Annotated in this window: 10 protein-coding genes; all 10 read right to left on the reverse strand. The window is 70.9% G+C overall.

Annotated features, from left to right (window positions below; genetic code table 11):
• Nucleotides 1–113 precede the first annotated feature (113 nt).
• A complete protein-coding gene (locus tag ABZ479_RS12915) occupies nucleotides 114–2039 on the reverse strand; it encodes a TIGR03960 family B12-binding radical SAM protein (RefSeq protein WP_500461619.1) in 1926 nt (641 codons plus the stop codon).
• A 117-nt stretch (nucleotides 2040–2156) separates the two neighbouring features.
• Nucleotides 2157–3689, reverse strand: coding sequence for a CYTH and CHAD domain-containing protein (locus ABZ479_RS12920; protein WP_500461620.1), 1533 nt, complete (start codon nucleotides 3687–3689; stop codon nucleotides 2157–2159).
• A 60-nt stretch (nucleotides 3690–3749) separates the two neighbouring features.
• Nucleotides 3750–4946 (reverse strand): rod shape-determining protein RodA, encoded by a 1197-nt coding sequence (gene rodA, locus ABZ479_RS12925; protein ID WP_500461621.1) that lies wholly within the window; start codon nucleotides 4944–4946, stop codon nucleotides 3750–3752.
• On the reverse strand, nucleotides 4943–7153 hold the full coding sequence (gene mrdA / locus ABZ479_RS12930; protein WP_500461622.1) for a penicillin-binding protein 2: 2211 nt from the start codon (nucleotides 7151–7153) through the stop codon (nucleotides 4943–4945). The genes rodA and mrdA overlap by 4 nt, the downstream gene beginning before the upstream one ends.
• An 85-nt stretch (nucleotides 7154–7238) precedes the next feature.
• Complete coding sequence (gene mreD / locus ABZ479_RS12935; RefSeq protein WP_499598935.1) at nucleotides 7239–7847, reverse strand: rod shape-determining protein MreD; 609 nt, start codon at nucleotides 7845–7847, stop codon at nucleotides 7239–7241.
• Nucleotides 7844–8791, reverse strand: coding sequence for a rod shape-determining protein MreC (mreC, locus tag ABZ479_RS12940; RefSeq protein WP_500461623.1), 948 nt, complete (start codon nucleotides 8789–8791; stop codon nucleotides 7844–7846). Before mreC ends, mreD begins: the two co-directional genes overlap by 4 nt.
• 122 nt (nucleotides 8792–8913) lie before the next feature.
• Entirely contained in the window at nucleotides 8914–9933 is a 1020-nt protein-coding gene (locus ABZ479_RS12945; protein ID WP_499599351.1) for a rod shape-determining protein, read from the reverse strand.
• A gap of 315 nt (nucleotides 9934–10248) precedes the next feature.
• Nucleotides 10249–10662: a nucleoside-diphosphate kinase gene (gene ndk, locus ABZ479_RS12950; RefSeq protein WP_500461624.1), complete on the reverse strand. Its 414-nt coding sequence runs from the start codon at nucleotides 10660–10662 to the stop codon at nucleotides 10249–10251.
• A gap of 95 nt (nucleotides 10663–10757) precedes the next feature.
• Nucleotides 10758–11093, reverse strand: a complete 336-nt coding sequence (locus tag ABZ479_RS12955) for a DUF4233 domain-containing protein (protein WP_499598939.1) — start codon at nucleotides 11091–11093, stop codon at nucleotides 10758–10760.
• A gap of 24 nt (nucleotides 11094–11117) precedes the next feature.
• Nucleotides 11118–12602 carry a bifunctional tetrahydrofolate synthase/dihydrofolate synthase gene (folC, locus tag ABZ479_RS12960; RefSeq protein WP_500461693.1) on the reverse strand — a complete coding sequence of 495 codons (1485 nt, stop codon included), beginning with the start codon at nucleotides 12600–12602 and terminating at the stop codon, nucleotides 11118–11120.
• Between the last annotated feature and the right edge of the window lie 119 nt (nucleotides 12603–12721).

Consider the following 12721-nt stretch of genomic DNA (forward strand, 5'->3'; position numbering starts at 1 on the left):
GTCAACGGCCGTGCCGCGGAGCCGGCCTGACGCGTCGTCCCGCCCCGGACGCACGAAGGCCCCCGCCATGCCGGCGGGGGCCTTCGAGTGCTCGGCGAACCGCTACTTCACCGCTACTTCACCACGGTCAGCGGCAGCAGCTTCTTGCCGGTGGGGCCGATCTGGATGGAGGTCTGCATCTGAGGACACACCCCACAATCGAAGCAGGGCGTCCAGCGGCAGTCCTCGACCTCGGTCTCGTCGAGGGCGTCCTGCCAGTCCTCCCAGAGCCAGTCCTTGTCGAGGCCCGAGTCCAGGTGGTCCCAGGGCAGGACCTCCTCGTACGTGCGCTCCCGCGTGGTGTACCAGGCGAGGTCGACGCCCTGCTCCGGGAGCGCCTTCTCGCACATGCGGAGCCAGCGGTCGTACGAGAAGTGCTCGCGCCAGCCGTCGAAGCGGCCGCCGTCCTCGTAGACGGCGCGGATGACGGCGCCCACGCGGCGGTCGCCGCGGGAGAGCAGGCCCTCGATGATGCCGGGCTTGCCGTCGTGGTAGCGGAAGCCGATGTTGCGGCCGTACTTCCGGTCGCCGCGGATGGCGTCGCGCAGCTTCTCCAGGCGGGCGTCGGTCTCCTCGACGCCGAGCTGCGGGGCCCACTGGAACGGGGTGTGCGGCTTGGGCACGAACCCGCCGATCGACACCGTGGCGCGGATGTCGTTCTGACCGGTGACCTCGCGGCCCTTCTGGATGACGTTCTTCGCCATGTCGGCGATCTGCAGCACGTCCTCGTCGGTCTCGGTGGGCAGACCGCACATGAAGTACAGCTTCACCTGGCGCCAGCCGTTGCCGTAGGCGGTGGCGACCGTGCGGATCAGGTCCTCCTCCGAGACCATCTTGTTGATGACCTTGCGGATGCGCTCGGAGCCGCCCTCCGGGGCGAAGGTGAGGCCGGAGCGGCGGCCGTTGCGGGTCAGCTCGTTGGCCAGGTCGATGTTGAAGGCGTCGACGCGGGTGGAGGGCAGGGACAGGCCGATCTTGTCCTCCGTGTACCGGTCGGCGAGGCCCTTGGCGACGTCGGCGATCTCGGAGTGGTCGGCGGAGGACAGCGACAGCAGGCCGACCTCCTCGAACCCGGTGGCCTTCAGGCCCTTGTCGACCATCTCGCCGATGCCGGTGATGCTGCGCTCGCGCACCGGGCGGGTGATCATGCCGGCCTGGCAGAAGCGGCAGCCGCGGGTGCAGCCGCGGAAGATCTCCACGGACATCCGCTCGTGGACGGTCTCCGCGAGCGGGACCAGCGGCTGCTTGGGGTAGGGCCACTCGTCGAGGTCCATGACGGTGTGCTTGGACACCCGCCACGGCACGCCGGAGCGGTTGGGGACGACGCGGGCGATCCGGCCGTCGGCCAGGTACTCCACGTCGTAGAACTTGGGCACGTACACCCCGCCGGTGCGGGCCAGCCGGAAGAGCAGCTCGTCGCGGCCGCCGGGGCGGCCCTCGGCCTTCCAGGCGCGGATCACGTCGGTGATCTCCAGGACGGCCTGCTCGCCGTCGCCGATCACCGCGGCGTCGAGGAAGTCCGCGATGGGCTCGGGGTTGAAGGCCGCGTGGCCTCCGGCGAGCACGACCGGGTGGTCCTCGGTGCGGTCCCGGGCCTCCAGCGGGATGCCCGCGAGGTCCAGGGCCGTGAGCATGTTGGTGTAGCCGAGCTCCGTGGAGAAGCTGAGGCCGAAGACGTCGAAGGCCTTGACCGGGCGGTGGGCGTCCACGGTGAACTGCGACACGTCGTGCTCGCGCATCAGGGCCTCGAGGTCCGGCCACACGCTGTACGTGCGCTCGGCGAGGACCCCCTCGCGCTCGTTGAGCACCTCGTAGAGGATCATGACGCCCTGGTTGGGCAGTCCGACCTCGTAGGCGTCCGGGTACATCAGGGCCCAGCGGACGTCGCACTCGTCCCACGGCTTGACGGTGGAGTTCAGTTCCCCGCCGACGTACTGGATCGGCTTCTGCACGTGCGGCAGCAGGGCCTCGAGCTGGGGGAAGACCGACTCGACAGGCATCAGAGGTGTCTTTCGTGAGCTGGCAAGGGTGACCATTCAGCGTAACGCGTCACAGAGGGCTCCCCGGCCGCGCTCGGCGCGGCGCGGGGCGCCTGGTGACGGTCGCCGGCGGCCGGTTCAGCCGGACAGCTTGCCGCGGTCCGCCTTGGGCCATTCCTCGGGCAGCTGCCGTTCGGCCGTGGCGGCGAGGTCGCGTTCCAGCTGGTAGAGCACGCCGTACGCGAAGGTGTCCTCGCCCGCCTCGCGGGCGTCGGAGGTGAGGCGCAGGACGGCGTCGCGGCAGATGACGCTGTCCTGGTGCTCGCCGAGCAGTTGCTGGACGGCCTTCATGCGCTTGGTGTGCTTCTTGGCGGGCTTGCGCAGGGCGGGGACGACCCGGGCGGCCTCGCTGCTGTAGCGGGCGCGTTTGGCGGCCTTGCGGGCGTCGTGGAGGGCGAGGTCGCGTTCGTGGCCGGGTTCCCTCTCCAGGGCGGGTTCGACGCGCTGCCGCAGCCGCCGGTGGTCGCGGCTGACGGCCTTGGCGACGGCGGTGGCGGGGGCCTTGGCGCCCTTGAGCAGGGGTGGGTCGGTGAGCAGGGACTCCAGGGTGTCCAGGAGGCGGAAGTAGCGTCCGCCGCCGAGTTCGCGCAGGAGTTCCTTGCGGGCGCCCTCGTGGACGGGGGCGTCGCCGCCGATGCGTGCGGTGAGGGTCTCGGTGACGAGTTCCTCGGGGAGCTCGGCGAGGCGGTCGCCGAGGCGTTCGGCGAGGACCTCGCGGTCGCGTTCGAGGCCCAGGACCCCGGCGAGCCACTTCAGCTCGTCGCCGACGGGGTCGGTCACCTCGCGGTCGAGTTCGCGGCGGAAGGACTTGAAGGCGCTGCGCAGGCGGCGGGTGGAGACCCGCATCTGGTGGACGGAGTCCGGCTCGTCGCGGCGGACCTCGGGGTCCCAGCCGGTGATGGCGGTGACCTGCTCGTGGACGTAGGCGAGGGCGACGTCCCCGGCGGTGCGGGGCGGGGAGGGCGGTTGCGGCGGCCGGGGGGCGGCGGTCAGGCGGTCGCCGAGGGCGTGGGCGAGCTTGGAGGGGGACTTCGAGCGCCGTAGCCCGGCGGCGCGGAGCCGCTTCTCGACGGCGTCGAGGAGGGCGGTGTCGCCGTCGAGGAGTTCGGTCTCGACCTCGGTCCAGGCGTTCTCCGCCCCGTCGGCGTGGTCCAGGACGGTGGCGCGGACGTCGTCGTGGGCGATCTCGGCGAGGGGCGTGCCCTCCGCGTCGACGAGGTGGAGTCTGGTGCGGGTGGTGTGCAGCCGGACGACCGGGACGAGCTCCCGGTCCCGGACGACGGCGGTGACCTCGGCGAGCAGGGGTTTGGGCACCCTGGGGCCGCCCTTGCGGCCCTGTTTGCCGAGGGGCGCGTGCACCTCGGTGCGGGTGTCGGTCTGTGAGGTGGGCAGTTTCAGGTGCCAGCCGGCGTCGTCGCCGCCGGTGCGGCGGCGCAACGTGATCCGGTGGGTGGCCAGCCGCAGGTCGGACGTGTCGATGTAGACGGCGTCCAGTTCTGCGGGTTCCAGGACGCGCAAGGCCGCGACCCCGGGCAGACCTTCGAGATCGGGTTCGCCGGTCTGCTCGGCGGCCTCGTACTTGCGCTCGGTCTCCGCGACACGCTTCCCCATGTCAGGAACCTAATCGCGGGTTCGCCCGGCCGCAATGGTGCGTTCACCCGGTGGACGGTGTCAGGCCGACATGGGCCGCTTCATGTGGATGGCCTGCAGCAGTCCGATCGCGATCCAGACCGCGAACATCGACGATCCGCCGTACGAGACGAAGGGCAGCGGCAGACCGGCCACGGGCATGATGCCGAGGGTCATGCCGATGTTCTCGAAGGACTGGAAGGCGAACCAGGCGACGATGCCGGCGGCGATGATCGTGCCGTACAGGTCGGTCGCGTTGCGGGCGACGCGGCAGCCGCGCCACATGATGACGCCCAGCAGCACGATGATCAGGGTCGCCCCGACGAAGCCGAGTTCCTCGCCCGCCACGGTGAAGACGAAGTCGGTCTGCTGTTCGGGCACGAACTGCCCGGTGGTCTGGCTGCCGTCGAAGAGGCCCTTGCCGAGGAGTCCCCCGGAGCCGATGGCGATGCGTGCCTGGTTGGTGTTGTAGCCGACGCCCGCGGGGTCGAGGGCGGGGTTGGCGAAGGCGGCGAAGCGGTCGATCTGGTACTGGTCGAGGACGCCGAGCTGCCAGACCGCGATCGCGCCGCCCGCGCCGGCGGCGATCAGGCCGAGGACCCAGCGGTTGGAGGCGCCGGAGGCCAGCAGCACGCCGAGCACGATGACGGCCATGACCATGACCGACCCGAGGTCGGGCATCAGCATGACGATCGCCATCGGCAGTATGGCGAAGCCGAGCGACTGGGCGACCGTCCGGTGGTCGGGGAAGAGGCGGTCGCCGGCGTCGACCCGGGCGGACAGCATCATCGCCATGCCCAGGATGATGGTGATCTTGGTGAACTCGGAGGGCTGCAGCGAGAAGCCGCCGCCCAGCACGATCCACGCGTGGGCGCCGTTGACCGTGGAGCCCAGCGGGGTCAGCACCGCGGTCACCAGCAGCACCGAGATGGCGTAGAGCACCGGCACCGCGCCGCGCAGCCGGCGGTGGCCCAGCGCCACGGTGCCGGCGGCGAGGGCGAAGCCGATGGCGGTGTTGAGCATGTGCCGCAGCAGGAAGTAGTACGGGTCCCCGTGGGTGAGCTCCGTGCGGTTGCGCGTCGCCGAGTACACCAGCGCGGTGCCGATCAGGGAGAGCGCGAGTGCGGCGCCGAGCAGCAGCCAGTCCATCCGGCGCACTATCGAGTCCCGGGCCAGGAGCTTGCCCAGGGTGCCGCGCTCGGGGGTGAAGCGCCGCGCCGCGTAGCCCTGCGCGCTCATGACCGGTACCTCCTGCCCGCCAGGAGCTTCTCGCCGCGGTCCGGGGGCAGCGCGGCGGTCGCCAGGACGACGTGGCCGGGCGCGGCGGGCCCCTGCGGCACGTCGGCCCAGGCCGCCTTGGTGACCCGGATGGTGCCGTCGGCGTCGATCTTCGGCAGCTTGCTGAGGGGGCGCGGCAGCAGGGCCTTCTTGTTGTCGATCGCCCCGTCCTTCTGGACGCCGTACATGGCCTCGTAGATCTTGCGGACGGCCGGGCCGGAACCACCGGAACCGGTACCGCCCTGGGAGATCGTCATGACGATCGCGTAGTCCTTGCTGTACGTCGTGAACCACGAGGTGGTCTGCTTGCCGGCGACCTCCGCGGTACCGGTCTTGGCGTGCAGCGGGATCTTGTCCTGCGGCCAGCCGCCGAAGCGCCATGCGGCCGTACCGTGGGTGACGACGCCCTCGAGGGCCTCGTTGATGTACTTCAGGGTGTTCTTGGTGGCCGGGGCCTTGCCGTTCACCTTCGGCTCGATCCGGGTGACCTTCTTGCCGTCGGCGCTGATGATCGCCTTGCCGATGGTGGGCTGGTAGAGCGTGCCGCCGTTGGAGATGGCCGAGTAGATGTTGGCCATCTGGATCGGGGTGACGAGGGTGTCGCCCTGGCCGATGGCGTAGTTGACGGAGTCACCGGCGCGCATGACGTAGCCGTCGACGCAGTTCTCGCGCGCGATCTGGCTGGCGTAGTCCTGCTTGTCGCTCTTGGCGACCTTGCACCAGTAGTCCTTGTTGGCCTCGTAGTAGTCGCGCTTCCACTCGCGGTCCGGGATCCGGCCGGTGACCTCGGAGGGCAGGTCGATGCCGGTCACCGAGCCGAGGCCGTACTCCTTGGCGGTCTTGTAGAACCAGTCCTTGGGGTGCTTCTTGGGCTTGGTGCCGCCGTCCTTGAGCCACTGGTCGTACGACAGGCCGTAGAAGACGGTGTCGCAGGAGATCTCCAGGGCGTGGGCGAGGGTGATGGAACCGGCGCTCTCGCCCTCGAAGTTGTTGAAGACCCGGCCGCCGATGGTCATCGACGACGGGCAGGGGTAGCGCCCGTTGATGTCGTAGCCGGCCTTCACGGCGGCCGAGGTGGAGATCGCCTTGAAGGTCGAGCCGGGGGCCGACTGACCCTGTATGGCCCGGTTGAGCAGCGGGAAGTTGGACTTCTTGCCCGTCAGCTTGGCGTAGTCCTTGGCGGAGATGCCGCCGACCCAGACGTTCGGGTCGTACGTGGGGGCGCTGGCCATCGCGATGACCTGGCCGGTGTGCACGTCCATGACGACGACCGCGCCGGAGTCCGCCTTGTAGAGGCTGCCGGTGACCTTGTCGAAGGTCTGCCGGGCGACCTTCATCGCCTCGTTGAGCTCCTTCTCGGCGACCGCCTGGACGCGCGCGTCGATGCTGGTGACCAGGTGGCTGCCGGGCTCCGCGGCGGTCTCGCCCGCCTTGCCGATGACCCGGCCGAGGTTGTCCACCTCGTAGCGGGTGACGCCGGCCGTGCCGCGCAGCTCGCTGTCGTAGGTGCGCTCCAGGCCGGAGCGGCCGATCTGGTCCGAGCGCAGCAGCGACCGGCCCTTCTTCTCGGCGGCGGTCAGCTCGTCGTCCGTCACGGGCGAGAGGTAGCCGAGGACCTGGGAGGTGTTGGACCCGAACGGCGCGGTGTAGCGGCGCACGGCGGTGGGCTCCGCGGTGATGCCGGGGAAGTCCTCGCGGCGCTCCATGATCTGCAGCGCCTGCTGGGTGGTGGCCTCGTCGGTGATGGGGATCGGCTGGTACGGCGACCCGTTCCAGCAGGGCTTGGGGGTCTGCGAGTCGCAGAGCCGGACCTTGCCCAGGACCTCTTCCGGCTTCATGTGCAGCACGTCGGCGAGCCGGGTCAGCACCGCCTTGCCGTCGTCCTTCTGCTTGAGCAGGTCGGTGCGGCTCGCGGAGACCACCAGCCGGGTCTCGTTGTCGGCGAGCGCCACGCCCTTGTCGTCCAGGATCGACCCGCGGACGGCGGGCGCGACGACCTCCTGGACGTTGTTGCTGTTGGCCTGCGCCGTGTACTCGTGGCCGTCGCGGATCTGCAGGAACCACAGCCGCCCGCCGAGGGTGAACAGCAGGGACAGGACGAGGATCTGCAGGACCACCAGCCGGATCGTGACCCGCGGCGTCCGCCCCGTCTCGGGGATGTTGCTCACGCCGCCCCTCCCGCTACTCCACCCGCTCGGCACGACAGCGCGTGCCTCGTCGTCGGCCGCCCCCCGGCGGCCTCGCGTGCGCCGCTCACAGCCGCCGGCCTCCCTTGGCGACGCTCCCCACCCGGCCCAGCAGGCTCGAGCGCTGGCCGCCGATGCGGGCGCCGAAGCCGGGGCCGGAGGCGTCCTCCGTGAGCGAGTCGCCCTGGAACCGGCGGGCCAGCGCCATGATCCACGGCACGGTGAACGGTGCGAGCAGCAGGTCGTACAGGGCGGCGGTGAACAGCAGCTTGCCCAGGCCCACGTGCTGGGCCGCGGTGTCGCCGACGAGGGCGCCCACGGCCGCGTACAGCACCGTGGAGCCGATGGCGGCGCCGACCACGACCAGCATCGGGCGGGTGGCCGACCGCAACTGGCCGCCGTCGGGCTTGACCAGGCCGGCGATGTAGCCGACGACGCACAGCACAAGGGCGTAGCGGCCCGCGGCGTGGTCGGCGGGCGGGGCGAGGTCGGCCAGCAGTCCGGCGCCGAAGCCGATGAGGCAGCCGGCCACGTGACCGTACGTCAGTGCGAGGCCGAGGACGACCAGCAGCAGCAGGTCGGGGACGGCGCCGGGCAGGTGGAGGCGGGCCAGGACGCACACCTGGACGACCATGCCGGCGACCACGAGGCCGGTGGAGAACAGGATGCGCTTCATCGGACCTCCTCCTGTCCGTAGAGCGAGGACCGAGAGGGGTTCACGCTCGGCGTCGCGGTGACGGTGACCGTCGGGACGGGCTTGGGCCCGGCCGGCAGCACCGAGTCGCGCGGGTCCTTGCGCGGGCCCTGGACGACGACACCGACGATGTCGAGCTTGGTGTAGCCCACGAACGGGGTGACCTCGACCGTACGGGTGAGGCCGCCGCCGGCGGGGTCCACCTTGACGACCGTGCCGACCGGAACGCCGGGCACGAACGGCTTGTCGGCCTGGGAGCCGAAGGTGACCAGGCGCGAGCCCTTCTTCACGTGGGCCTTGCCGTTGAGGAGCTGCACCCGCATCGGCCGGTTGCCCTGGCCCGTCGCGAAGCCCAGCTCGGAGGTCTTCTCCAGCCGCGTGCCGACCGTGAAGTCCGGGTCGCAGGCGAGCAGGACGGTCGAGGTCGACGGGCCGACGGTGGTGACCCGGCCGACCAGGCCGTCCCCGTTGACCACGGTCATGTCGCGCTGGATGCCGTCGTTGGCACCGGAGTCGATGGTGACCGTCCAGGAGAAGCCCTGGGCGGCTCCTATCGCGATGACCTGCGCGCCCTTGACCCGGTACTGGCCGGCTCCGGCGAGCTTGAGCAGCTTGTCGAGTTCGCGGGCCCGCTCGCGCGTGACGTCCTTGCTGCCGAGCTGCTGCTTCAGCTCGGCGTTCTCCCGCTCCAGTTCGCTGATCCGGCTGCTCCGGTCGCCTGAGTCGCGTACCGCGTCCACGGCGTTGTCCACCGGGTCGACAGCCGCCGCGACCCCGTCCTCGACGGGGCCGAAGACGGCGGCCGCGGCGGACCGGGCGCCGTCCAGCGGTGAGTCCTCACCGCCGCGGATGTCGACGGTGATCAGCGCGAAAGCGATCGCCACCAGCAGCACCAGCAGAAGCCGGCTCTCTCGTGTGTCCCTCACGGGGGCCAGTCCGTGCCTTCCTCGTCAGAGCGTGTGAGCCCGTGGGCCCGACGGGCCCGCCCGGGAGGTAGAACGATCCGGCGTACGGGCGGGACTTCACCCGTACGACGGACCGTGAGGACTCATCTGCGCGGCTGCGCGTCCAGGACCTGCTGCAGCGCCTCGAACTCCTCGACGCACTTGCCGGCGCCGAGGGCCACGCAGTCCAGCGGGGACTCGGCGATGTGGATCGGCATGCCGGTCTCGCTGCGCAGCCGCTCGTCCAGGCCGCGCAGCAGCGCGCCGCCGCCCGCCAGGACGATGCCGCGGTCCATGATGTCGCCGGACAGCTCGGGCGGGCACTTGTCGAGGGTCGTCTTGACCGCGTCGACGATGGCGTTGACCGGCTCCTCGATCGCCTTGCGCACCTCGGCGGCCGAGATGACCACCGTCTTGGGCAGGCCGGAGACCAGGTCGCGGCCGCGGATCTCGGTGTGCTCCTCGTTGTCGACCGCGAAGGCCGAGCCGATGGTGAGCTTGATCGATTCCGCGGTGCGCTCGCCCAGGAGGAGGCTGTACTCCTTCTTGATGTGCTGGATGATCGCGTTGTCCAGCTCGTCACCGGCCACCCGGATGGACTGCGCGGTGACGATGCCGCCGAGCGAGATGACGGCGACCTCGGTGGTGCCGCCGCCGATGTCGACGACCATGTTGCCGGTCGCCTCGTGGACCGGGAGCCCGGCGCCGATCGCGGCGGCCATGGGCTCCTCGATGATGTGCACCTGGCGCGCGCCGGCCTGGGTGGCGGCCTCGATGACGGCGCGGCGCTCGACCCCGGTGATGCCGGAGGGGACGCAGACCACGACGCGGGGGCGGGCCAGGTAGCGCCGCTTGTGGATCTTGAGGATGAAGTAGCGCAGCATGCGCTCGGTGATCTCGAAGTCCGCGATCACCCCGTCCTTGAGGGGACGGACGGCGACGATGTTGCCGGGGGTCCGGCCGATCATCTTCTTCGCTTCGGAGCCGACCGCCAGGATGCCGCCCGTGTTGGTGTTGATGGCGACGACGGATGGCTCGTTGAGGACGATCCCGCGACCCCTGACGTACACCAGCGTGTTGGCGGTGCCGAGGTCGACAGCCATGTCACGGCCGATGAACGACATGTTGTTCGCCATGAGGATACGTCTGGCCTTCCCGAGCTGGAGCGATGTGGGGGTGAGCACGGCGGGTGCGCTGCTGTGCGCTGAGCCGGAGGAGCGGAGATTCCATCGTAGTCGCGCCCGCCAGGGCACGGGGTCAGGGTTCCGCCGCCATTGTCATCAGAACACACAGCTGTCCTCAGCAATGGTGACGCCGTGTCGGCGGATTTGGTTCCCGCGAACCCCCGGCATATGCCTTCGGGCGGCCGGGAAATTTCCGGCCGCCCGTTGAGCTGATCGGGCGTCAGCGGCGGATTCGGGGCGAATCGCCGCGGGGGATCAGGCCAGGCCGGGGAAGAAGATCTTGATCTCGCGCTCGGCGGACTCCTCGGAGTCCGAGGCGTGGATCAGGTTCTCCCGGACGATGGTGCCGAAGTCGCCGCGGATCGAGCCGGGCGCGGCCGCGATCGGGTCGGTGGGGCCGGCCAGCGCGCGCAGCCCCTCGATGACCCGCTCCCCCTCGGCGACCAGGGCGACGACCGGACCGGAGGCCATGAACTCCACCAGCGGCTCGTAGAAGGGCCGGCCGACGTGCTCGGCGTAGTGCTGCTCGAGGATCGCGCGGTCGAGGGTGCGCAGTTCCAGCGCGGTGATGCTCCAGCCCGCCTTGCGCTCGATGCGGCCGAGGATCTCGCCGACCAGGCCACGGCGTACGGCGTCCGGCTTGAGAAGGACGAGGGTGCGCTGGGACACGGTGTGACTCCTATGTGCGGGATGCGGGTACGACGACATTACCGGTGATCCCCACGCCCCACGGCACCCCCTCGGCCGGGGCCCTACGGGTGCTCTCAGGCCGGCTGCGCGGCACGCGCCGCCTTGGCCTCGTCCACCTTCCGGCCGAAGTGGACGGCGGCCCACCACAGCGCGGCGAAGACGGCGCCGAGGAAGAACATCACCGGGACGACGAAGCCGCTCGCGATCAGCCCGGCCTGCAGCAGCCAGCCGACGGCCAGGGCGCCGCGCCGGCCGAGCATGCCGCACAGCAGCACGCACAGGGCCATGGCGATGCCGCTGACCGTCCACACCGTGCCGGTCGTCAGCTCCGGCTGCTTCATCGCCACCAGACCGGCGAAGCCGATCACGAAGAACTCACCGATCAGGGTGCTCGCGCACAGGGTCCGCATCCGCTTGGTTTCGCTTCCTGCTCGTCACTTGCGGCCCAGCAGCAGCCGGGCCTCTCCCACGGTGATCACCGATCCGGTGATCAGCACCCCGGCGCCGGAGAACTCCCCCTGCTCCTCGGCGAGCGTCACGGCCGCCTCGATCGCGTCGTCCAGCCGGGGCTCGACCTGCACGCGCTCGTCGCCGAAGACCTCGACCGCGAGGGCGGCCAGCTCGTCCACGTCCATCGCGCGGTGGGTGGAGTTCTGGGTCACCACGACCTCGGCGAAGACCGGCTCGAAGGCCTCCAGCAGGCCCCGTACGTCCTTGTCGCCGCTCGGCCCGACCACGCCCACCAGGTGGGTGAAGCCGAAGGCCTCGCCCACGGCCGCCGCCGCAGCCCGGGCGCCGGCCGGGTTGTGCGCCGCGTCCAGCACCACGGTGGGGCTGCGGCGCACGACCTCCAGGCGGCCCGGCGAGGTGACGGCGGCGAAGGCGGTGCGGACGGTGTCGACGTCGAGGGTGCGGGCGTGCACGGTGCCGATGCCGAAGAAGGCCTCCACCGCGGCGAGCGCCACGGCCGCGTTGTGGGCCTGGTGCTCACCGTGCAGCGGCAGGAAGACCTGCTCGTACTCCCCGCCCAGGCCGCGCAGGGTGAGCATCTGCCCGCCGACGGCCACCTCGCGGTGCACGACGCCGAACTCCATGCCCTCCCGGGCGACCGTCGCGTCCACCTCGACGGCCCGCTTCAGCAGCACCTGGGCCGCCTCCATGGGCTGCTGGGCCAGGACGACGGTGGCGTCCTTCTTGACGATCCCGCTCTTCTCCACCGCGATCTCGCCCGGCGTCGTGCCCAAGCGGTCGGTGTGGTCCAGGTCGATCGGGGTCACGACGGCGACCGTGCCGTCCACCACGTTGGTCGCGTCCCAGCTGCCGCCCATGCCGACCTCGACGACGGCCACGTCCACCGGGGCGTCGGCGAAGGCGGCGTACGCCATGCCGGTCAGCACCTCGAAGAAGGACATCCGGTACGGCTGGGAGGCGTCCACCATCTCCACGTACGGCGTGAGGTCGCGGTAGGTCTCGATGAACTTCTCCGCCGCGATCGGCCGGCCGTCGAGGCTGATCCGCTCGGTGACGGACTGCACGTGGGGGCTGGTGTAGCGGCCGGTGCGCAGGTCGAAGGCGAGCAGCAGCCGCTCGATCATGCGGGCGGTGCTGGTCTTGCCGTTGGTGCCGGTGATGTGGATCGAGGGGTAGCTCCGCTGCGGCTCGCCCAGGATGTCCATCAGCGCGTTCATCCGGTCCAGGGACGGCTCGAGCTTCGTCTCCGGCCAGCGGCCCGCCAGCTCCGCCTCGACATCGCGGAGGGCCTTGTCGACCTCCGGGTCGGTGGGGCGGGCGGGGACGCCGTCGTCCTGCGGCACCGGTCCGCCGGCCCGGAGGGTGCGGCTGCCCGCCTCGATCACCGCCAGGTCGGCCTCGCGTCCGGGGTCGGTGCCGGCTTCGTCCTCGTCGCCGCCCAGACCCATCGCGGCCAGCGGGTCGGAAAGGGGCTCGTCGTTCTCGGGGCGCGGGTTGCTCACGACCACATTGTACGAAGGGGCCAGGTAGATCCGGGTTGTGGGCAGGCGTTTCCGCCTGCCCACCC

It is taken from the genome of Streptomyces sp. NPDC005722 (assembly GCF_040630935.1).
Classification (GTDB): domain Bacteria; phylum Actinomycetota; class Actinomycetes; order Streptomycetales; family Streptomycetaceae; genus Actinacidiphila.

Bases quoted from the DNA above. Each gene is read 5' to 3' on its own strand.
- folC (WP_500461693.1), bottom strand. From the start codon at position 12,602: ATGGGTCTGGGCGGCGACGAGGACGAAGCCGGCACCGACCCCGGACGC.
- mreD (WP_499598935.1), bottom strand. From the start codon at position 7,847: ATGAAGCGCATCCTGTTCTCCACCGGCCTCGTGGTCGCCGGCATGGTC.
- ABZ479_RS12915 (WP_500461619.1), bottom strand. From the start codon at position 2,039: ATGCCTGTCGAGTCGGTCTTCCCCCAGCTCGAGGCCCTGCTGCCGCAC.
- ABZ479_RS12955 (WP_499598939.1), bottom strand. From the start codon at position 11,093: ATGCGGACCCTGTGCGCGAGCACCCTGATCGGTGAGTTCTTCGTGATC.
- ABZ479_RS12920 (WP_500461620.1), bottom strand. From the start codon at position 3,689: ATGGGGAAGCGTGTCGCGGAGACCGAGCGCAAGTACGAGGCCGCCGAG.
- rodA (WP_500461621.1), bottom strand. From the start codon at position 4,946: ATGAGCGCGCAGGGCTACGCGGCGCGGCGCTTCACCCCCGAGCGCGGC.
- ABZ479_RS12945 (WP_499599351.1), bottom strand. From the start codon at position 9,933: ATGTCGTTCATCGGCCGTGACATGGCTGTCGACCTCGGCACCGCCAAC.